The organism is Lysobacter avium (assembly GCF_015209745.1).
Classification (GTDB): domain Bacteria; phylum Pseudomonadota; class Gammaproteobacteria; order Xanthomonadales; family Xanthomonadaceae; genus Novilysobacter; species Novilysobacter avium.
In genome coordinates this window covers 1930514-1951150 of record NZ_CP063657.1, presented here as the reverse complement: position 1 = coordinate 1951150, position 20637 = coordinate 1930514, and the positions used below count along the sequence as shown (strand labels likewise).

Annotated in this window: 15 protein-coding genes, 1 tRNA gene and 1 pseudogene; 9 read left to right on the top strand and 8 right to left on the bottom strand. The window is 68.1% G+C overall.

All coding sequences use genetic code 11. The features are described from left to right. Nucleotides 1-58 precede the first annotated feature (58 nt). Entirely contained in the window at nucleotides 59-985 is a 927-nt protein-coding gene (rpsB, locus tag INQ42_RS08785) for a 30S ribosomal protein S2 (protein WP_194033943.1), read from the bottom strand. Nucleotides 986-1328: 343 nt separating this feature from the next. On the opposite strand from rpsB, the gene map reads away from it, so the two are divergent. The 5 genes from map to dapE are packed head-to-tail and all read left to right on the top strand — an operon-like array spanning nucleotide 1329 to nucleotide 7134. Continuing rightward, nucleotides 1329-2105: a type I methionyl aminopeptidase gene (map, locus tag INQ42_RS08780; protein ID WP_194033942.1), complete on the top strand. Its 777-nt coding sequence runs from the start codon at nucleotides 1329-1331 to the stop codon at nucleotides 2103-2105. Nucleotides 2106-2146: 41 nt separating this feature from the next. After that, nucleotides 2147-4762: a [protein-PII] uridylyltransferase gene (gene glnD, locus INQ42_RS08775; protein ID WP_194033941.1), complete on the top strand. Its 2616-nt coding sequence runs from the start codon at nucleotides 2147-2149 to the stop codon at nucleotides 4760-4762. Then, nucleotides 4759-5625: a 2,3,4,5-tetrahydropyridine-2,6-dicarboxylate N-succinyltransferase gene (dapD, locus tag INQ42_RS08770; RefSeq protein WP_194033940.1), complete on the top strand. Its 867-nt coding sequence runs from the start codon at nucleotides 4759-4761 to the stop codon at nucleotides 5623-5625. The genes glnD and dapD overlap by 4 nt, the downstream gene beginning before the upstream one ends. Nucleotides 5626-5635: 10 nt before the next feature. Beyond that, nucleotides 5636-5992, top strand: a complete 357-nt coding sequence (locus tag INQ42_RS08765; RefSeq protein WP_194033939.1) for a Spx/MgsR family RNA polymerase-binding regulatory protein — start codon at nucleotides 5636-5638, stop codon at nucleotides 5990-5992. Further along, a complete protein-coding gene (gene dapE / locus INQ42_RS08760) occupies nucleotides 5989-7134 on the top strand; it encodes a succinyl-diaminopimelate desuccinylase (RefSeq protein ID WP_194033938.1) in 1146 nt (381 codons plus the stop codon). The genes INQ42_RS08765 and dapE overlap by 4 nt, the downstream gene beginning before the upstream one ends. 4 nt (nucleotides 7135-7138) lie before the next feature. Here the strand turns inward: dapE and INQ42_RS08755 are convergent, their stop codons facing one another. The 3 genes from INQ42_RS08755 to INQ42_RS08745 form a co-directional block, all read right to left on the bottom strand. Beyond that, nucleotides 7139-9412 (bottom strand): M28 family peptidase, encoded by a 2274-nt coding sequence (locus INQ42_RS08755; RefSeq protein ID WP_194033937.1) that lies wholly within the window; start codon nucleotides 9410-9412, stop codon nucleotides 7139-7141. A gap of 153 nt (nucleotides 9413-9565) precedes the next feature. Beyond that, nucleotides 9566-10189: an NADPH-dependent FMN reductase gene (locus INQ42_RS08750; RefSeq protein ID WP_194033936.1), complete on the bottom strand. Its 624-nt coding sequence runs from the start codon at nucleotides 10187-10189 to the stop codon at nucleotides 9566-9568. 31 nt (nucleotides 10190-10220) lie between these two features. Beyond that, nucleotides 10221-11087, bottom strand: coding sequence for a pirin family protein (locus INQ42_RS08745; protein ID WP_194033935.1), 867 nt, complete (start codon nucleotides 11085-11087; stop codon nucleotides 10221-10223). A gap of 405 nt (nucleotides 11088-11492) precedes the next feature. Here INQ42_RS08745 and asnB point away from each other — a divergent pair, with 405 nt between their 5' ends. Beyond that, complete coding sequence (gene asnB, locus INQ42_RS08740) at nucleotides 11493-13187, top strand: asparagine synthase B (protein ID WP_194033934.1); 1695 nt, start codon at nucleotides 11493-11495, stop codon at nucleotides 13185-13187. Nucleotides 13188-13231: 44 nt separating this feature from the next. On the opposite strand, the gene INQ42_RS08735 is transcribed toward asnB, so the two are convergent. The 3 genes from INQ42_RS08735 to rnk all read right to left on the bottom strand — a co-directional run bounded on the left by INQ42_RS08735 (nucleotide 13232) and on the right by rnk (nucleotide 16751). After that, on the bottom strand, nucleotides 13232-13888 hold the full coding sequence (locus INQ42_RS08735; RefSeq protein ID WP_194033933.1) for a thiopurine S-methyltransferase: 657 nt from the start codon (nucleotides 13886-13888) through the stop codon (nucleotides 13232-13234). A gap of 12 nt (nucleotides 13889-13900) precedes the next feature. After that, a complete protein-coding gene (gene parC, locus INQ42_RS08730) occupies nucleotides 13901-16144 on the bottom strand; it encodes a DNA topoisomerase IV subunit A (protein ID WP_194033932.1) in 2244 nt (747 codons plus the stop codon). A 190-nt stretch (nucleotides 16145-16334) separates the two neighbouring features. Next, nucleotides 16335-16751, bottom strand: a complete 417-nt coding sequence (rnk, locus tag INQ42_RS08725) for a nucleoside diphosphate kinase regulator (RefSeq protein WP_043957764.1) — start codon at nucleotides 16749-16751, stop codon at nucleotides 16335-16337. A gap of 261 nt (nucleotides 16752-17012) precedes the next feature. On the opposite strand from rnk, the gene INQ42_RS08720 reads away from it, so the two are divergent. Then, nucleotides 17013-17099: transfer RNA gene (locus INQ42_RS08720), tRNA-Leu, on the top strand. Nucleotides 17100-17612: 513 nt separating this feature from the next. Here the strand turns inward: INQ42_RS08720 and INQ42_RS08715 are convergent. Beyond that, complete coding sequence (locus tag INQ42_RS08715) at nucleotides 17613-19328, bottom strand: ArnT family glycosyltransferase (protein WP_194033931.1); 1716 nt, start codon at nucleotides 19326-19328, stop codon at nucleotides 17613-17615. A 114-nt stretch (nucleotides 19329-19442) separates the two neighbouring features. Here INQ42_RS08715 and INQ42_RS08710 point away from each other — a divergent pair. Then, a pseudogene (locus INQ42_RS08710) lies at nucleotides 19443-20201 on the top strand (glycosyltransferase family 2 protein); the annotation flags it as partial. A 95-nt stretch (nucleotides 20202-20296) separates the two neighbouring features. Then, nucleotides 20297-20581, top strand: coding sequence for a lipid-A-disaccharide synthase N-terminal domain-containing protein (locus INQ42_RS08705; RefSeq protein ID WP_194033929.1), 285 nt, complete (start codon nucleotides 20297-20299; stop codon nucleotides 20579-20581). Nucleotides 20582-20637 lie beyond the last annotated feature (56 nt).

Below are 20637 nucleotides of genomic sequence, written 5' to 3'. Positions count from 1 at the left end.
GCCGTTCGTGCAGGAGATAGTCGCGCCGCCGATGTGAGCCGGCGGCGCGACCAGGGATTTACTCGGCCTTGACCGCCGCAGCTGCCGCGTCCGCGGCCCGGTCTACCTGCTCTGCGGTAACGTCATCGGCGGCGGTGACGGTCTCGTCAGCGGTGCCCTTGACCGGCGCTACCACCGGGTTGGACTGGTCGGCGACGACGGGCTCATCGGCCTTGGCCGCCTTCTTGGCCGGCGCGCGGCGCGGAGCCTTGCCGGTATCGCCCTCGGCGAAGTCCTCTTCGCGAACGCTGGCGGCCGAAGGCGCAGCGGCCTTGCCTTCCAGCACCGCGTCGGCGGCGGCACGGGCGTACAGCTGCACGGCGCGGATCGCGTCGTCGTTGCCCGGGATCGCGTAATCGACCAGGGTCGGATCGTAGTTGGTGTCGACCACGGCGATGACCGGAATGCCGAGCTTCTTGGCTTCCTTGATCGCGATGTCCTCATGGCCGATGTCGATCACGAAGATCGCGTCGGGCAGGCGGTTCATTTCCTTGATGCCGCCCAGCGAGGCCATTTTCTTTTCGCGCTCGCGCTGCAGGTTCAGCACTTCGTGCTTGACCAGCTTCTCGAACGTGCCGTCGGTCTCGAAGGACTCCAGCTCCTTGAGGCGACCGACCGACTTCTTCACGGTGGCGAAGTTGGTCAGGGTGCCGCCCAGCCAACGCTGGTTCATGTAAGGCATGCCGCAACGCTCGGCTTCTTCCTTGATCGACTCGCGCGCGCTGCGCTTGGTGCCCAGGAACAGCACGATGCCGCGCTTCTGCGCAATGCTGGAGATGAAGTTCATCGCGTCGTTGAACAACGGGACGGTCTTCTCCAGGTTGATGATGTGGATCTTGCCGCGCGCACCGAAGATGTAGGGACCCATCTTGGGGTTCCAGTAGCGGGTCTGGTGGCCGAAGTGGACGCCGGCTTCCAGCATCTGGCGCATGGTGATCTGTGGCATGGGATAAAACTCCGATAGGGGAACCCGGCCGCCAATAAGGTTGGGCGGCTGCACCGGCTTGGCCGATGCGGGGATTCCGGGGTTGTTCTTCCCCACTGCTTCCGTGACCGAACTTCGCGGCTTGTGGCCTTGAAGCACCCCGGCACGGGCTTTGGCAGCGGGTGTGTATTCGCCGGTGTCGTCCGGCGTGGACGCAGGTGGTTGGCCCACCCAGCCGGGCAATTGTACGCGACTGCGTTCAGGTCCGCAATCCGATGCATCCCCTCGCGGCAGCCGCCAGCCTGCGACTTGCCAAAAGGGGCCCCGGCCTTCAGGGCAGCGGCAAATCGGCGATAATGGACGGATGACTGTCAACCTCAAAACCCCCGCAGAAATCGAGAAGATGCGCATCGCCGGCCGTCTGGCCGCCGAAGTGCTCCAGGTCGTCGCCCCGCATGTGAGGCCCGGCGTGACGACGGAAGAGCTGGACCGCATCTGCCACGAGCACATCGTCAACGTGCAGGGTGCAATCCCTGCCAACGTTGGCTACAAGGGCTTTCCCAAGACCGTGTGCACCTCGGTCAACAACGTCATCTGCCACGGCATCCCGGCCGAATCGAAGGTCCTCAAGGACGGCGACATCGTCAATATCGACGTCACCGTGATCAAGGATGGCTGGCATGGCGACACCAGCCGCATGTACTACGCCGGCACGCCGTCGGTGCTGGCCAAGCGGCTGGTGGAGGTGACCCGCGAGGCGATGTTCCGCGGGATCCGTGCGGTTCGGCCCGGCGCGACGCTGGGGGACGTGGGCCACGCGATCCAGCAGTACGCCGAGGGCGAGCGTTTCAGCGTGGTGCGCGAGTACTGCGGCCACGGCATCGGCAAGGTCTACCACGACGAGCCGCAGGTGCTGCACTACGGCAATGCCGGCGAAGGACTGGTGCTGAAGCCGGGGATGACGTTCACCATCGAGCCGATGATCAATGCCGGCAAGCGCCACACCCGCGTGCTGCCCGATGGCTGGACGGTGGTGACCAAGGACCGTTCGCTGTCCGCCCAGTGGGAACACACCGTGGTGGTCACCGACGACGGGGTCGAGATCCTCACCCGCTTGCCGGGTGACGACAACGACCTATGAAACCGGCTGGCCCCGGCGGCGACCGGGCTTCGCTCCCGGGAGTGACTGAGGATCCGGACCGCGCCGACGTCCGCCAGGATGCCGACTGGGCGGCGCAGGCGCGCGGACATCTGGCGCGCGCCGATGCCGGATTCGCCAGCCGTTTTGACGCGGATGCCGAGATCGACCGCCTGCTGGCCGAGCGCGCCGCCGAGGTCGACGCCGTGGTCCAGGCCGCCTGGCAGCGCTGCATCCCGCCGGGCGCGGAGCTGGCCCTGTTCGCGGTTGGTGGCTACGGTCGCGGCGAGCTGTATCCACAGTCCGACATCGACCTGCTGGTGCTGGCGGAAGCTGACGAGTCGCAGACCCGCGCCGAGGACCTGGCGCGCCTGTTCGCGCTGTTGTGGGACTGCGGCCTGCCGGTCGGCCACGCGGTGCGCTCGCTGGAACAATGCACCCAGGCCTCCATCGAGGACATCACCGTCCTGACCGCCTTGCTGGAAGCGCGGCCGCTGATGGCCAACGAGCACGAGCGGCGCGAGTTGCAGGCGGCGGTGTCGCCGCGGTTGGTCTGGCCGCCGCAGCAGTTCTTCGAGGCCAAGCGGCTGGAACTGCGCGAGCGCCACGCGCGCTTTGACGATACCGCCGACAACCTCGAGCCCAACCTGAAGGAAGGCCCCGGCGGTTTGCGCGACGTGCAGACCCTCAACTGGATGGCATTGCGCATCATTGGCACCGCGGACATGGAGTCGCTGGTGGCGTTCGGCCAGATGGGCGCCGACGAGGTGGCGACGCTGGAGCGTGAGCGCCGGGGGCTGGCCCGTCTCCGGTACGGGCTGCACCTGGTCGCCGGCAAGCGCGAAGAGCGCCTGCGCTTCGATTTTCAGAAGCTGCTCGCCACCCGGCTGGGCTTCGAGGACGTCGGCGGAACGCTGGCCGTCGAGCAGATGATGCAGGGCTTCTACCGCAACGCCTCGCTGGTGCTGCGCATCGGTGAGCGGTTGCTGCAGCGGTTTGAAGAACAACTGGAAGGCGAGGCCGAGCCGGAACCGCTGGATGAGCTTTTCGAGTTGCGCCGCGGTTACCTTGCCGCGCGCGATCCGGACTGGCCGCGTGATCCTGGCGAAGTCTTCGCGCTGTTCGCGACCTGGGCGGCGCGCGGCGAGCTGAGCGGATTGCACTCGCACACCGCGCGGGTGCTGGCCGAAGCGCTGCCCAGCTTTCCTGACTTCGACAGCGCCGGTCCGGAGTTGCACCAGCGATTCCTGCGGCTGCTGCGCGGCGAGCAGCCGGTCCGCACGCTGACCCGCATGGCCCGCCTGGGCGTCCTGGGGCGCTGGATCCCGGCGTTCCTGAAGGTCTCCGGACGGATGCAGTTCGACCTCTTTCACGTCTATACCGTCGATCAGCACACGCTGGCGGTGCTGAAAAACATCGCGTCCTTCGCCAATCCGGAGTCCAGCGAGCGCTTTGCACTGGCGCACGAGGTCTGGCCGCGCCTGCGCAAGCCCGAGCTGCTCTTGCTCGCCGGGCTGTTCCACGACATCGCCAAGGGTCGCGGCGGCAACCACTCCGAGCTGGGCGCTGACGATGCGCGCGTCTTCTGCAGCACCGTTGGACTGGGTGAGGCGGACACCGCGCTGGTGGAATGGCTGGTGCGCAAGCACCTGCTGATGTCGATCACCGCGCAGAAGCAGGACATTGCAGATCCGGACGTGATCCACCGCTTCGCCACCGTGGTCGGGGATCGCGAGCGGCTCGACCATCTCTACCTGCTGACCTGCGCGGACATCGCCGGCACCTCGCCCAAGCTGTGGAATGCGTGGAAGAACCGGCTGATGGCCGACCTCTACACCGCGACGCGACTGGCCCTGCGGCGCGGGCTGGAAAATCCGGTTGCAGTCACCGAGCACATCGCCGAGACGCGTCAGGCGGTGGAAGGTCTGCTGGCCGCCCAAGGCATGGACGAGGCGACGATTGCCGAGCTGTTCGCGCGCATGCCGGAGGCCGGCTTCCAGCGCGGTCGGCCGTATCAGCTGGCCTGGCAGGCCGCCGCGCTGCACCGGCTGGAACCGGGTCGGACGAAGGTGCGGGTGCGTCCCGTGGCTGCCGATACCGGCGCACTGGAAGTATTCGTGCACTCGATGGACCGCGACGGCCTGTTTGCCGCGATCGTTGCCGTGCTCGACCGCTGCGGGCTGGAAATCCAGCAGGCGCGGGTGCTGGACGGCCCCAATGGCACCATTTTCGACACCTTTGAAGTCATCCCCGGCGACTCGCGTCGGGCACCGGTCGCCGCCGATGTCGCCGAGCGCCTTGCACTCGCGCTGGACGGCCCGCTGGATGACATCCGCCCGGCCAGGCGCACCCAGCCGCGGCACCTGCGACACTTCCGCATCGCGCCGAAGATCGGCTTCGACGACGTCGGCGACGGGCGAACCACGCTGAGCCTGGTGTGCACCGACCGGCCCGGACTGCTCGCCGATGTCGCGCAGATCCTGCGCCAGCAGCACATGCGCGTCCACGATGCGCGCATTGCCACCTTCGGCGCGCGCGCCGAGGACGTCTTCCAGATCACCGCTACCGATGCCCACGGCCACAGCCAGCCATTGGACGCGGACCGCCAACAGGGATTGAGCACCGCGCTGCTTGCCTGTCTTGAAGGAGAACCCTTGTGACCCCCAGCAACACCGCCCGTAACCCCGCCAGCACCGACGAGCTTCGGGCCGTGATCGAAGACGCCTTCGAGCGTCGCGAAACCCTTGCCGCCGACGAACTCGCCGGCACCGTCACGCCGATGGTCGAGCGCGCCATTGCCGGCATCGAGTCGGGCGAACTGCGCGTGGCGGAGCCCGACGGCAGCGATGGCTGGAAGGTCAACGCATGGCTCAAGAAGGCGGTGCTGCTGTACTTCCGCACCCAGGAAATGGCCGTCATCGATGCCAGTCCGGCACCGTTCTGGGACAAGATCCCGGCACGTTTCGGCGATTTTGACGAGGCCGCCTTCCGTGATGTCGGTGCGCGCGTCGTGCCCGGCGCGATCGTCCGCCGCGGCGCCCATATCGGCCGCGACGTGGTGCTGATGCCCAGCTTCGTCAACATCGGCGCCCATGTGGGCGAGGGCACGATGGTGGACACCTGGGCGACGGTGGGTTCCTGCGCGCAGATCGGAAAGCACTGCCACCTGTCCGGCGGCGCCGGTATCGGCGGCGTGCTGGAGCCGCTGCAGGCGACGCCGACCATCATCGAGGACCACTGCTTCATCGGCGCGCGCTCGGAGGTGGTCGAGGGTTTCGTGGTCGGCCATCACAGCGTGATTGGCATGGGCGTGTTTCTGGGCCAGAGCACCCGCGTCTACAACCGCGCCACCGGCGAGGTCAGCTACGGCAGCGTGCCGCCCTACAGCGTCGTGGTCTCCGGCCAGCTGCCGGCGGCGGACGGTTCGCACTCGCTGTACTGCGCGGTGATCGTCAAGCAGGTCGACGAGCGGACCCGCTCCAAGACCAGCATCAACGAGCTGCTTCGCGGACTCGCCGACTGAGGAGGCAGGCATGACCACCACCGTTTACGGACTGGCCAACTGCGACACTTGCCGCAAGGCGCGCAAGTGGCTGGACCGCTTCGGAATTCCGTACGAATTCATCGACTACCGCGAGCAGCGGCAGACGCCGGAGACGCTGATGGAGTGGCAGGAAAAACTTGGCGGATGGGAGGCGATGATCAACAAGTCGTCCACGACCTGGCGTCAACTGCCGGAATCGCGCAAAAGCCCCGGCTCGGACGCGGAGTGGAAGCTGCTGCTGAAGGAGTACCCGCAGCTGATCCGGCGCCCGGTGGTGGTCACCGACGACGGCCAGGTCTCCCAGCGCTTCAGTGACAACAGTTTCAAGCAGCGTTTCGGCCAATGAGCAGCGAGGTCCTGGCGCTTACGTGTGAGCTGATCGGTCGTCGCTCGGTAACCCCCGACGACGCCGGTTGCCAGACGCTGCTGGCGGGGCGCCTGCAGCGCGCCGGTTTTGCCTGCGAGCACCTGCGCTTCGGCGCGGTCGACAATCTCTGGGCGACGCACGGAGAGGGCGAGGGGCCAACGCTGGTGCTCTTGGGGCATACCGATGTGGTGCCCCCCGGACCGGCCGCGGACTGGACCAGCGATCCGTTTGTGCCGGAGATCCGTGACGGCGTGCTGTACGGGCGCGGCGCGGCGGACATGAAGGGCAGCGTCGCCGCATTCGTGATTGCCGCCGAGCGTTTCGTCGCCGCGCATCCCGACCATCCCGGCCGGCTGGCCCTGCTGCTGACCTCCGACGAGGAGGGCGATGCAATCGACGGCGTGCGGCGGGTTACCGAGCTGTTTCGCGAGCGCGGCGAGCGCGTCGACTGGTGCATCACCGGCGAGCCGTCATCAACCGCCAGGCTGGGCGATCTGCTGCGCGTGGGCCGGCGCGGAAGCCTGACCGCAACGCTGGATGTGCACGGTATCCAGGGCCATGTCGCCTACCCGGACAAGGCGCGCAATCCGGTCCACCAGGCGCTGCCGGCGCTGGCGGCGCTGGCCGCGCGACGCTGGGATGAGGGCTTCGAAACCTTCCCGCCGACCAGCCTGCAGATCAGCAATATCAGTGCCGGTACCGGCGCCAGCAACGTGATTCCGGGCGCGCTGCAGGTGGTGTTCAATCTGCGCTACAACCCCAGCTGGGACGCTGCCAGGCTCGAGCAGGAATGCGAGCAGGTACTGCGCGAGCACGGGCTTGATTACGCGATCCACTGGCATCGCAGCGGCGAGCCGTTCTTCACCCCCAAGGGTCCGCTGCGGCAGGCCGCGCGCGAAGTGTTGACCGATATCAACGGTGAACCGCCGGAGGAGAGCACCGGCGGTGGCACGTCGGATGCACGCTTCATCGCGACCCTGGGAACCCAGTGCATTGAGGTCGGCCCGGTGAATGCCAGCATCCACCAGGTGGACGAGAGCGTGGCCGTCGCCGATCTGGAAGCGCTGCCCGACCTGTATCAGGCGCTGGTCGAGAAGCTGCTGCTGCCAACGGTGCCGTGAGTCTTCATTTTTGCGCCTGCGGCACCTCGGCCACGGCGATGCGTTGCCACGCAACCGTCGAATCGCCGCCGTGGATCGGCATCGCCACCGCGTCGCGCTCAAGCAGCTCGGCCGCCATCGCCGGCGGGATGCCGGCCGATCGGTCATAGCCGTACAGCTCGATCTCCCGTCCGGGCGCGCTTTCAAACTCGAACACCGCGCCCTCCGGCGGCAGCCCGACGACCGCGATGCGGCGCCAGCGCGTCGACTCGGCGTGCCAGCGTGAGGGCGCCAACGGCTGCCCCTGTACCCGGATGGCGGACACCTCGATGTCGCCCGGCACCATCAACCCGCCTTCGCTGGCGGCTCGGCTGGACGACACACGAATGGCGATCTCGCGTCGGCCATCGCGAATGATGTCGGACTCCACCTGCAACGTGGGCGCCGAAAGTGCAGGTCCCTCCGCTCCGGGATAACCCCACCCCAGCCACGCGGTGACCGGCCGGGAGACGTCGGCAAAACCCGCCTGGCGCATGAAGCCCGCCGGCATGGTCGCGCGCGGTTGCAGGTACAGGCGCGCCGAGTCGCTGCCGCCGGCGTACAACAGGTTCGCCGGGCGCGGCACGTCTGCATCGAACGCGGGCCGGGCGAGGGCGAGCATCGCGCAGGCGAATGCCACCGCCAGTCCAGCGAGTGCCAGTGGGCCCGCCGTGCGACGGAGGCTCAGCAGCGCGGGCAACAACGGCAGCACGATGACACCGCTCAACAGCGTGGTGGCAGTCAAGCCCGGATGCCCGATGGCCGCGTAGGAATCCACAGCGTAGGGAAACCAGAGGCCGGCCGCCACGACCGCGGCGATGCCTGACCACAGCACCGCTCTCCCCGGAACAAAGTGCGCGCAGATGCCCGCCGCCAACAGCGGCAGCAGGCCGAGGTAGCTGGCTCCAGGCATCGCCGCCACCGCCGCCACCGCGACGATCGCAAACGGCAACAAGCTCGCCAGGGCGAGCGCCGGCAAGCCGCACCAGCGCTGCACCGCGTAGCCGCCCAGCAGCATCGCCGGCAACGCCAGGGCCACGAACGTGGTGACCAGCAGCGCGCTCTGCGCGGTCCACATCGCCGGCATTGCGCCCAGCGTCTGCAACAGCGCGTGGACTCCCCAGCCCAGCCCGGCCAGCACCGCCAGCAGCGCCAGCAGCGCAATCGACGCGGAGGCGAGCGCAGCCGGGCGCGAACCGCGCCGGACCAGGCGCACGCCGAGCGCGAGCCACAGCACCAGCCCAAGGGCGAGCAGGAACGGATTCAGCGCCACCGGCCACGCGGCGAAGGTCGCGCCAAACACGCTGAAGAACACCGCGTCCTGCGCAGCGCCGTCGTCGGCATCCGCCGCAGCGCCGGGTGCACGTCCCGCCAGTTCGCGCGTCATCGACAATGCGTTGTCACCGTGGTGTTGCAACGAGCCACGGTCCAGATGGGCGAGGTTGTCCAGCGGCGTGTGGTAACGCGCCGCGCCCTCCGCCCACGCGAAGTTCAGGCCTTCGCGCCCCTCACGGCGGAACACGCTGAAGTCGGTGTCGTTGGGCAGGCTGCGGTAGATCTCGTAGTCCAGCGATGAGCCGCTGGCGCGAGGCAGCGCCCGACGCATGGCCGCGATGATCTGCGCGTTGCCGGGCTGGGTTTCGATCAACAGGCTCGCCCCGCGCGTGCCGCGGGCCTCCAGGTTGATCACCGTCGCGATGCGGGCGAACTCGGGCTCGCGCACGAAGGCTTCCGCACCGATCAGGCCGAGTTCCTCGCCGTCGCTGGCCAGCAGCCACACGTCGCGGGCCAGCGGCGGGCCAGCGAGCAGGGCCCGTGCCGATTCGATCAGCGTGGCAACGCCGGCGCCGTCGTCGGACGCTCCCGGCCCCGCACCGACCGAGTCGTAGTGGGCGGCGAGCAGGACAGCCTGTTCCGCGCTCTCGCCCGGGATCCGGGCGACGATATTCTCCACCGTCGCGCAGGTGCTGCCGCCGCAGGCAAACCGCCGCTGGACCTGGGCCTGCACCCCGATGCGCGCCAACTCGGCGACGATGCGAGCACGCACCTGCGCGTTGGCAGCGCTGCCGGTGGGGTGGGGTTGCTCGTCGCCGAGCACCCGTGCCAGCACCGTGGCCGCTCGCGTCGCCGAAAACACGGTGGCCGGCGCGTCCACCCCGATGGCCGCGGGTGTCCGGTCGCCGCGCATCGACACCGCAGCGGAAAGCACGAACAACACGATCATGGCCAGCGGGACCCAGCGCGCGGTTCCCTGCTGCACGGCGGCTGCATGCGGAACCGCAGCAGCGGATCGTCTCTTGTGCGGCATCGTCTTCCCCAGGCCAAGCCGCGACGGCGGCCTGCCGATCATAACGGCGCCGACAGGGAATGCGGTTCAGTGGATTCGATCAATGCCCAGCGGCAGCATGAACCGTCAGGCAGGCGTTGCGAGGCGTGGCGCGACCGTTCCGGATTCGGCCGTCTTGGCCTCCTGCGGACGCAAACTCGCCAGTGCTCCGGTCCATTTGGACAGCTCGTCGAGCATCTGCTGCGCGGAATGATTGATCAGCTCGTTGGAGACAAACGCGCCTTCCCCGTCCAGGGATTGACCGACCATCGGCACGGCAACGCCTTCGACCATCGGCATCATCTTCAGCGTCGTCACCAGCTGCTTGGCCATCTGCACCGCGCGCATCCCGCCCGACACGCCGCCGTAGCTGACGAAGCCGCAGGCCTTGTAGTTCCACTCGCGGTAGACGTAGTTCAATGCGTTCACCAGCGCCGGCGGCGGGTTGAAGTTGTACTCGGGGGTCACGAACACGAACGCGTCGGCGGCCGCCACGCTGGCCGACCAGGCCTTGGTGTGGGCGTGCTCGTACTGCTGCATCGCCGGGTGACGGGGCTCGTCGTAGATCGGCAGCTTGAAGTCCGCCAGATCGACCAGTTTGACCTCGAAGGCGCTGTGGCGGGCGGCAAAGTCACTGAACCAGCGGGCGACGGCGGGACCGACGCGACCGGGGCGGGTGCTGGCGATGACGACGTGGAGTTGGGGTTTCAAGTGGAGCTCCTTTGGATGTTTGGGAGGGAAATCAATGCGGCATGCGGCCGAAGCGACCACCGTCGAAGTCCGCGATGGCCTGGTGGATCTCGGCCTGGCTGTTCATCACGAACGGGCCGTGGCCGACGATGGGCTCGTCAATCGGCTCCCCGCTGAGCAGCAGTACGGTGGCGTCGGTGTTGGCTTCCAGCAGCAAGTCGCTGCCGGCGCGGTCGAGCATCACCAGCTGCCCTTCGCGGGCGATCTGCGTTTCGTTGACCTGCACGGTGCCATGCAGGACGACCAGCGCCGCCGTGTGACCCTCGGGCAGTTCGAATTGGCTGGAACGGTCCTTGCCGAGGCGCACGTCCCAGACGTTCATCGCGGTGAAGGTGCGCGCTGGACCCGCATGGCCGGCGTACTCACCGGCAATCACCCGGACCCTGCCCGCATTTCCGGGCAGCGGCACGGAAGGAATGTCGGCATCGAGCAGCGTCTGGTACCCGGGCGCGGCCATCTTGTCCTTCGTCGGCAGGTTGACCCACAGCTGCACCATCTCCAGCGTGCCGCCAGTGCGGGTGAACGCGTGCGAGTGGAACTCCTCGTGCAGGATGCCCGAGGCGGCGGTCATCCACTGCACATCGCCCGGGCCGATGGTGCCGCCGGCGCCGGTGGAATCGCGATGCTCCACCTCGCCCTCATAGACGATGGTGACCGTCTCGAAGCCGCGGTGCGGGTGCTGTCCGACGCCGCGCGGCCGGGCGGCCGGCTCGAACCGCATCGGACCGGCATAGTCCAGCAACAGGAACGGGCTCAGGTGCTGGCCCAGGCCGTGGTAGGAAAACAGCGAACGGACCGGGAAGCCGTCGCCGACCCAATGCGGCTTGGGCGCGCTGTAGATGCCGAGGACTTTCTTCATGGGGTTCTCTTGATCGCGGGTCCGGTGGGGTCCAGACCTATGAGCGCCATTTTACTTGCTGACGTTTGTGGTGGCAGTCGGCAATCATCACTCGCATCGTTCCATATAAAGGACAATGCCGCGCTTGCTTGCGGAGCAGGGAGCTTGCGCCTCGCATCCCGATGGTGGAAGCTCGGCCAATGCATCACGCTCCCGCCCGGCTCCACGCGTCTTTCGTCATCGGCTCCACGCCTTGTGCGACGCGCGTTGCTGCGCAGCTCAACTCGAATAACAACGTCCGCCTCCCGCAGGCCGACGACTAGCGCGCACGACAAAACGCACTAATCGAATCCAAGGCCTGCACTGCGAAGTGCGGGCCTTTTTTTTCGCCTTCTTTCCACGTCCCATCCACCAGGAGTTCGCCCCATGTGCTCGATCCTCGGCATCTTCCGCCAGCAACCCGGTGACGACCTGCAACCGCTGCGCCCGCTCGCGCTCGAACTGTCGCGGCGCCAGCGCCACCGCGGGCCGGACTGGAGCGGCGTGTACGTCGACGAGGCGGCGATCCTGGTCCATGAGCGCCTCGCCATCGTCGATCCGGCCGGTGGCGCCCAGCCGATGCGCTCGGCCGACGGCGACCTGGTGCTGGCGGTCAACGGCGAGATCTACAACCACCGCGAGCTGAAGGCGGCGCTGCGGCAGGCCTACGACTTCCAGACCGAATCGGACTGCGAGGTCATCAGCGCGCTGTTCCGCGAGGACGCCGACATCGGCGGCTGGTTGAACCGCGTCAATGGCATCTTCGCCTTCGCCCTGTGGGATCGCCGGGCGCAGCGTGTGCTCATCGCGCGTGACCCGATCGGCGTGGTGCCGCTGTATTGGGGCCACGACGCTGCCGGGCGGCTGTGCGTGGCCTCCGAGATGAAGGCGTTGGCCGACACCTGCGACGACGTCGCCCAGTTTCCGCCGGGGCACTTTTACGACAGCGCGGACGGCCAGCTGGTCGCTTACTACCAGCGGCCGTGGCGCGAACACGCCGCGACCGTCGATGTGCGGGTCGATCCGGCCGAACTGCGCGAAGCTTTCGAGGCGGCCGTGCACCGGCAGCTGATGTGCGACGTGCCGTACGGCGTGTTGTTGTCAGGCGGGCTGGATTCCTCGCTGGTCGCCGCCTGCGCCGCGCGGTTCGCGCGCAAGCGCATCGAGGAGGACGACCAGGCAGAGGCATGGTGGCCGCGACTGCATTCCTTCGCCATCGGCCTGGACGGTTCGCCCGACCTGGCCGCCGCGGAGGTCGCCGCCGAGGCGCTGGGCACCGTGCACCACGGTTTCACCTACACCCAGGAGGAGGGCATGGACGCCATTCCCGAGGTGATCCGGCACATCGAGACCTACGACGTCACCACCATCCGCGCGTCCACCCCGATGTTCCTGCTCGCGCGCCGGATCAAGGCGATGGGCGTGAAAATGGTCCTGTCGGGCGAGGGCAGCGACGAGATCTTCGGCGGCTACCTGTACTTCCACAAGGCGCCCAACGCGCGCGAATTCCACGAGGAGCTGGTGCGCAAGATCGACGCCCTGCACAACTACGATTGCCTGCGCGCCAACAAGTCGATGATGGCCTGGGGCGTGGAGCCGCGGGTGCCGTTCCTGGACGTGGCCTTCATGGAGGTCGCGATGAAGATGGACGCCAGCGCCAAGATGGTCGGGATGCGCGCGGACGGCACGGTGCGCATCGAGAAGGCGGTGCTGCGGGAGGCGTTCGAGGGCTACCTGCCCGACTCGATCCTGTGGCGGCAGAAGGAGCAGTTCAGCGACGGCGTCGGCTACGGCTGGATCGATGGGCTCAAGGACCACGCTGAGGCCACGGTGAGCGACGCCCAGCTGGCCGAGGCCGCCGCGCGGTTCCCGATCAACACCCCGGTCACCAAGGAGGGCTACTGGTATCGCGAGCTGTTCGAGCAGCAGTTTCCCGGCGATGCATGCGCGCGCACGGTGCCGGGCGGCAAGTCGATCGCCTGCTCCACCGAGACGGCGCTGGCCTGGGATGCGTCGTTCTCCAACGCGGCCGACCCGTCGGGGCGGGCGATGCGCGGCGTGCACCAGGCGGCCAATGCGTGAACCGGCTTCCTGCCCGGCGCCCGTTCTTTGGGCCGGGCGGGCGGCTAGCGTCGGCGCAGCTCGTACACCACGGTCTGCAGTGCGCTGACGCCATCGGCAATGAAGTTCGGCTGCTGCGACAGGATCTCGCGTCGCTCGAGCACGCCGACCTCCCACTGCGGACTGAACAACGCCCGCACCTCGGCTTCCTCGACGCTGAAGGGCGGACCGGCCTTCTCGATCTGCGGGTATTCCAGGGTGATCAGCAGGCCTCGGCAACCGCTGGGCAAGCGGCCGTACACCTCGCTTGCATAGCGCTCGCGCAGGGCGGGCGGCAGCGCGATCAGCGCGGCACGGTCGTAGACGGCGTCGCATCCCGCCAGATCGGCGGGACCCTGGGCGAACACGTCGCCCTGCACCAGCTCCAGATCGCCGGCGCGGTAATGCCGGCCTGCGGCTGAGTCGCGGGTTTCAGCGTGCAGGGCGTGCTCGGCGAGGAACTGCTCGATCGCGGTCAGGGCCAGCTCCACGCCGAACACCCGATAGCCCTGGTTGGCAAACCACAGCATGTCCAGGCTCTTGCCCGCCAATGGCACGAACACCCGGCTGCCGGCCGGCACCTGCAGGGACGGCCAATGCTTGAGCATCAGCGGGGTCTCGCGGTCCTGGTGGAAGCCGATGCGGCCTTCCTGCCAGCGCTGTTGCCAGAAGTCGGGTTCCATCGGTGCGGGTTCCTATTCGGCCTGCAGGCCGTCGACCTTCTGCCAACCTCGCGGCAGCAGGCCGCCACGGGCGGCACGGGCGCCGGTGTAGGCGTCAAGATCTTTCCAGGTGAGGGTCATCGTGCGCGCGCCGGAGTTGACCAGCAGCGAGCCGCCTTCGGCGACCACGGCGACGGCGATCACCCGCTCGGTGCCCAGTTTCGCGCGCGGAATGTCGATCAGCTTGTTGCCCTTGCCCTTGTCGAGCTCCGGCAAGTCCGCGACCGGGAACGCGAGCAGGTGGCCCCCACTGGTGGCCACGACCACGCGGTCCTGCGATGGATTACCCACCGCCGCAGGCTGCAGCACGCTGGCATTCGGGGTCAGCGAGAGCATCGCCTTGCCCGCCTTGTTGCGACTGGTCAGGTTCTCGAAGCGGGTCACGAAGCCGTAGCCGTGGTTGCTGGCGAGAACGAAACGCTGGTCGTTGTCGCCGCTGGCCAGGGCCTGGAACGAGGACTTCCCGGCCGGCGAGAAGCGGGCCGTGAGCGGGTCGCCGTTGCCGCGCGCTGATGGCAGGCCGTGGACCACGGTGGAGTAACTGCGGCCGGCCGAGTCGAGGAAGGCGACCTGATGGTTGCTGCGCGTGCGGGTGAAGGCCAGCAGGCTGTCGCCCTCGCGGTAGTTCATCGCGGCCGCATCCACGTCGTGGCCCTTCGCCGCGCGCACCCAGCCCTTTTCACTGAGCACCACGGTCATCGGCTCGCTGGGCGCCAGGTCGGTTTCCGACAGCGCCTGCGCCGCGCCGCGTGCCACCAGCGGCGAGCGGCGGGCGTCGCCGAACTTCTTCGCATCCGCCAGCAGCTCGTCCTTGACCAGCTTCTTCAGCTTGGCCTTGCTGCCCAGCAGAGCCACCAGCTGGTCGCGTTCCTTGGCCAGCGCGTCCTGCTCGCCGCGGATCTTCATCTCTTCCAGGCGGGCCAGCTGGCGCAGGCGGGTTTCCAGGATGTAGTCGGTCTGCGCCTCGCTGAGGTCGAAGCGCTCCATCAGCACCGGGCGCGGTTCGTCCTCGCTGCGGATGATGCGGATCACTTCATCCAGGTTGAGGAACGCGACCAGCAGGCCTTCCAGCAGGTGCAGGCGCTGCTCGACCTTCTCCAGCCGGTGCTTGAGGCGCCGGGTCACGGTGTCGGTGCGGAAGGTCAGCCACTCGGTGAGGAAGGCACGCAGGCCCTTGACCTGCGGGCGGCCGTCCAGGCCGATCACGTTCATGTTGACCCGGAAGCTTTTTTCCAGGTCGGTGGTGGCAAACAGGTGCCCCATCAGCTGCTCGACATCGACCCGGTTGCTGCGCGGAAACAGCACGATCCGGGTCGGGTTGGCGTGGTCGGACTCGTCCCGGATGTCCTCCAGCCAGGGCAGCTTCTTGGCCCGCATCTGGGTGGCGATCTGTTCGATCACCTTGCCCGGCGAGACCTGGTGCGGCAGGCCGGTGATGACGATCGAGTTGCCTTCGCGCTCGAACACGGCGCGGGCGCGCACGCTGCCTAAACCGGTCTCGTACATCTGCAGCAGGTCGCTGCGCGCGGTGATGATCTCGGCGCTGGTCGGATAGTCCGGGCCGCGCACGTGCTCGCACAGGTCGGCGGTGGTCGCGTCGGGATCATCGAGAAGGCGGATGCAGGCGCTGACCACTTCGCCCAGGTTGTGCGGCGGGACGTCGGTGGCCATGCCCACTGCAATGCCAGTGGTGCCGTTGAGCAGCAGGTGCGGCAGCCGCGCCGGCATCCAGGTCGGCTCTTCCAGCGTGCCGTCGAAGTTGGGGTTCCAGTCCACCGTGCCGTGCGCCAGTTCGCCCAGCAGGACCTCCGCGAGCGGGGTCAGCTTGGACTCGGTATAGCGCATCGCGGCGAACGATTTGGGGTCGTCGCTGGAGCCGAAATTTCCCTGGCCTTCCACCAGCGGATAGCGGTACGAGAACGGCTGCGCCATCAGCACCATCGCCTCGTAGCAGGCGCTGTCGCCGTGCGGATGGTATTTGCCGATCACGTCACCGATGGTGCGCGCGGACTTCTTCGGCTTGGAGCCGGCGTTCAGTCCCAGCTCGCTCATCGAGAAGATGATCCGCCGCTGGACCGGCTTCAGCCCGTCGCCCAGGAACGGCAGCGCACGGTCGAGCACCACGTACATCGAGTAGTCGAGGTACGCGCGTTCGGCATATTCACGCAGGGGGAGCTGTTCGTAACCGTGGAAGGCGGCGCGTACGGAATCGGTCATGGGGTGCCGTGGACTCGTGCAGCTGGGCGGTGGAGGGTATCGATTCTAACCGCCGATCAAGTGCCACGCTGGACGCGTTGGTGACTCCGACGGAGACCAAAGAAAAAGGCCGGAAGCGCTGCTGGCGGGTCCGGCCGGTTTGGCACTTCGCCGCTGCAATGGGGCGCAGCGGCCTGGCGATGGTGCGGATTCAGCGGTGCAGTTCGCCCGACGACTCGGGCTGGTAGCGGATCGACAGCACTTCCAGGGTGATGGTGCGGCCGCTGGGTACCGGCCAGTCGATGACCGCGCCCACGTGCAGGCCGAGGAGGGCACTGCCAACCGGGGCCAGGATCGACACCTTCTCCGGGCTGCCGTCGGCATCCTTGGGGTAGACGAGGGTCAGCTCGCGCTCGGCGCCGCTGTTGACGTCGCGGAAGCGCGCGGTGGAATTCATCGTGATGACGTCGTCCGGCATTTCCTTGGGCTCGAGCAACTCGGCGCGATCGAGCTCGCGGCGCAACGGCTCGGTGTTGAGGCCCTTGGCGAGCGGCTGCTCAAGCAGCGACTCCAGTCGCTCGCAATCAAGGCGGGAGACCAACAGCGGCGGGACGGAGGTAGCGTGCATGCTTCAAATCTCCAATAGCGAAGCGGGCGATGCGTCTGAAGTGCGCGTCGCCCGCGGGTCTTTGCAGTGGGTCCAAAGTAGACCCGGATCACGGGTGTAGCAATCACAGCTGTAGAAAGGGGGTCGCGCCATGTCAGGCAGGACCCCCGGAAGTGGCCGTATTGTCCCACCTTTTCTGCCGGGAACGTCTTTTGCCGTTGACAAGCGGTTCACGCCAACGCAACATACGCGGCCCGCACAGCAACAAACGCTCTGCGGTTTGCCCGGGTGGCGGAATTGGTAGACGCACTAGCTTCAGGTGCTAGCGGGGGCAACTCCGTGGAGGTTCGAGTCCTCTCCCGGGCACCAACATCGTTCGATCACTACCAGGTCGGACACCACAGAAGACCCCGCCCCGGCGGGGTTTTTTGTTGCCTTGCATCCTGACTCCGGAGTCTCGGGCGCGCACAGCGCGACCTGCAGACCTTCCGGGCGAATGTCCCCCTGCACCCGTCAGCGGCAGCAGGGGACGGGACCTGCACGCGTTCCGGGCGAATGTCCCCCTGCACCGGTCAGCGGCAGGAGGGGACGGGACCTGCACGCCTTCCGGGCGAATGTCCCCCGGCACCCGCCTGCGGCGGATGCCTCCTCCTTTATTTCGCCCCGAAGGCCTGCAGGTCCCGTCAGCCGGGTTGGCGCTTCAACACCCGCCACGAGGCTTGCTGGACGGGTGCGGATGCCCTTGGGTGTGAAATAAAGGAGGAGGCACCGGCTTCACCGGTGCCGGGGGACATTCACACCCAAGGGCATCCGCACCCGGCGCCCCCCGTCCACCGGAAAGGCCCCCGGGTCACGCAGGCCGCGCACCCGGGCACACGTCTCTCAGTCCGGAGCGGCGGCCGCTGAAACGTGCAGGTCCGCCGGCAGCGGCGGCACGCAGCCCGGCAGATAGGCACTGCCGGGCACCAGCACCCAGTCGCGGCGGCTGGAACGCCCCAGCTGGATCAACTGCGCGGGATCGACGCAGCTGTCCGCCGCCTCCTTCAGCGCGAACAGCCAGTGGTGGGCCGGGTCGGTCGCCAGCCACGCCACGCCATCGCGCCACTGCAGGCGTTCGTCGCGCGAGAAGCCGAACTCGGTAACCGGACCGGCGGCTTGGAGCAGGTGCTGTTCGCGCCAGCCGACCAGGCCCAGCGTCGCCTCCGGGCCGATTCGCGTACGCACCTGCTGCATCATTTCCCGGGCCGAACTGCTGGCGTCCAGCGCCGGCGCAAGTCCCAGGCCGTACACCGTCCACAACAGCAGGTTGAAGGCGACTGAGACCACGCCGGCGCGCGCGGTGCGTCCCCAGGCCGCGAGCACGAGCCCTCCCAGCCCCAGTACGCCGGCCCAGAGCAGCAGCGAGCGGACCGTGGCGGCATCCAGTGCACGTTCGCTGGCCACGCCATCCAGCCAACCTGTTCCGGACAGTCCGCCGGCCGCCAGCACCAGCGCCGCGGACGCCAGCACGACCACGTAGCCCAGCAGCACCCGGCGCACCCACGTCCGTTCCAGCAGCGCGGGCAGCAGCGATGCCGCGGCAACGCACAGCGCGGGCAGGGCGGGGAACAGGTACACCTCGCGCTTGCCCGGGCTGGCGGTGAAGAACAGCAGCACCAGCACCGCCCAGCCGACCAGCAGGAGCACGCGCGCGTCGCCGGCGCGGATCCGGCGCCACCATTGCGGCACCAGCCAGGGCAGCAGCAGGGCGCCCGGCAGCCACAGGGTCGCGATCACCTGCAGGTAGTACCAGGCCGGCTTTACGTGGTGCCAGGCATTGGCGTAACGGGTGCCGGTCTGCTTCAGCAGGATCTCGGCGGCGTAGGCGTGCAGCGCCGGGTCGGTGCCGCGGGCCACCGTCCACAGCATCGGCACCAGCCAGACGCCGACGCCGGCCAGGAATCCCACCGGAAGCCACCACCAGCGCCGATCGCGGTAGCCGTCCATTGGCAACTGCATCCCGTGCCGGCGCGCCAGCCACCATGGCAGCAGTATCAGCAGCGGCAGGAAACCGACGCCTTTGGTAACGGTGCCGATGCCGGCAGCCAGTCCGCCCAGCGCCAGCGCGCGCCAATCCGGTCCGCGCAGCAGGTGCCGCGACAACGCCCACAGCGACAGCGTCGTCCAGAACACCAGCACCATGTCGATCTGGCCGCGTTTCGCCTGCAGCCCGAATTGCAGGCAGGCGAGCAGCGCCCAGCCCGCAAGCAGGCCCGCGCGACGATCCCACAGGCGCGTCGCCAGGTCGGTTGTCAGCCACAGCGTGCCGAGCGCGGCGAGCAGCGAGGGCAGCAGGAAGGCGATGCGCCAGTTGCCGACCACGGTGTAGGCGAGCGCCTGCAGCCACATGAAGGGCGCCGGCTTGTGCGCGTAGGGCTCGATGCCGCGGTGCGGGATCGCCCATTGCCCGCTTTCGACCATGGTCTGCGCGGCGAGCACGAAGCGCGGCTCGTCGGGTGGCGAGGGGTCGCGAAGGCCGAGCCCCGCCCCGAGCGCCAGCGCGCCCAACAACAAGATCCACCAGACGGAGTGCGGGGGGCTAAGGCGCGGAAGGTGCATTCGCAGGTCTCGATCAGCAGGGCGACCGGCGAAGCGCGTTGCTGTTGAGGTAAATCTAACAACGCGTCCACGGGTCGGTGTTTATCATTCTCACCCGGTTCGGAGATTCCACCAATGCGCGTTGATCGCGTCCAGCCCGTGCGTATCGAACGTCCTTTTCGCTTGGCCGCAAGCGAGGACGTCCCAGAGCTGTCGGTGGTGATTCCGCTGCATAACGAGGCGGGCAATATCGGCGCGCTGCTGGGCGAAGTCTGCAACGCACTGCGTGGCGTGGTCCGCTTCGAAGTGCTGTGCGTCGACGACGCCAGCCCCGACAATACCCTTGAGGAACTGCGCCGCTCGGCCGCCGACATGCCCGAGTTGCGCGTGCTGCCGCTTGCCGAACAGTCCGGCCAGAGCACCGCGATCCGGGTCGGGGTGAAAGCCGCGCGCGGCCGCTGGATCGCTACCCTGGACGGCGACGGCCAGAACGATCCGGCCGACCTCCCAGGACTGCTGGCGGCGCGCGACGCCGCTTGTGACGACATCCGCCTGGTCGCCGGCTGGCGGACCAAACGCCGCGATCGCTGGGACAAGCGCCTGGCCTCGCGGATCGCCAACGCGGTGCGCCAGTCGCTGCTGCACGATGCGACCCCCGACACCGGCTGTGGCATCAAGCTGTTCGAGCGCGAGGCCTTCCTCGACCTGCCGTACTTCGACCACATGCATCGTTACCTGCCCGCGCTGATGCAACGCGCCGGCTGGCGCACGATCAGCGTGCCGGTGAACCACCGCCCGCGCGGCGCCGGCACGTCGCATTACACCAACCTCGGCCGCGCCTTGGTCGGCCTGTCGGACCTGTGGGGCGTGGCCTGGCTGGTCCGGCGCAACCGCGTGGCGAAGGTGCTTCCGTCCGCGCTCGAGTCGGCCGCGCTCGACTCGGACCAGACCCCTGGCGAGCGCGCCATCCAGATGGACAGGAGCAGCGCATGAACACCCTCACCACCTGGCTGGTCGTGGGATTCGTCGGTCAGGCGCTGTTCGCGTCGCGCTTCATCGTCCAGTGGCTGGCCTCCGAGCGCGCGCAGCGCAGCGTGGTGCCGACCGCGTTCTGGTATCTCAGCCTGGGCGGCAGCACGGTCCTGTTGGCGTACGCGATTCACCGCGCCGACCCGGTGTTCATCGTCGGCCAGTCCACCGGGCTGTTCATCTACCTGCGCAACCTGCACCTGATCCGGCGCGGCAAGTTGAGCGCGGACACGGGCGACGCCTGACCTCGCGGCTGCGAAGCGCCCGCCAGCCACCTGCCGTTGACGTGGTCGGGCTGTAA

What these genes read in the sequence shown, in the direction of transcription:
- rpsB (WP_194033943.1), bottom strand. Translation starts at nt 985, where the DNA reads ATGCCACAGATCACCATGCGCCAGATGCTGGAAGCCGGCGTCCACTTC.
- map (WP_194033942.1), top strand. Translation starts at nt 1,329, where the DNA reads ATGACTGTCAACCTCAAAACCCCCGCAGAAATCGAGAAGATGCGCATC.
- INQ42_RS08765 (WP_194033939.1), top strand. Translation starts at nt 5,636, where the DNA reads ATGACCACCACCGTTTACGGACTGGCCAACTGCGACACTTGCCGCAAG.
- dapE (WP_194033938.1), top strand. Translation starts at nt 5,989, where the DNA reads ATGAGCAGCGAGGTCCTGGCGCTTACGTGTGAGCTGATCGGTCGTCGC.
- INQ42_RS08745 (WP_194033935.1), bottom strand. Translation starts at nt 11,087, where the DNA reads ATGAAGAAAGTCCTCGGCATCTACAGCGCGCCCAAGCCGCATTGGGTC.
- asnB (WP_194033934.1), top strand. Translation starts at nt 11,493, where the DNA reads ATGTGCTCGATCCTCGGCATCTTCCGCCAGCAACCCGGTGACGACCTG.
- INQ42_RS08735 (WP_194033933.1), bottom strand. Translation starts at nt 13,888, where the DNA reads ATGGAACCCGACTTCTGGCAACAGCGCTGGCAGGAAGGCCGCATCGGC.
- parC (WP_194033932.1), bottom strand. Translation starts at nt 16,144, where the DNA reads ATGACCGATTCCGTACGCGCCGCCTTCCACGGTTACGAACAGCTCCCC.
- rnk (WP_043957764.1), bottom strand. Translation starts at nt 16,751, where the DNA reads ATGCACGCTACCTCCGTCCCGCCGCTGTTGGTCTCCCGCCTTGATTGC.
- INQ42_RS08715 (WP_194033931.1), bottom strand. Translation starts at nt 19,328, where the DNA reads ATGCACCTTCCGCGCCTTAGCCCCCCGCACTCCGTCTGGTGGATCTTG.
- INQ42_RS08705 (WP_194033929.1), top strand. Translation starts at nt 20,297, where the DNA reads ATGAACACCCTCACCACCTGGCTGGTCGTGGGATTCGTCGGTCAGGCG.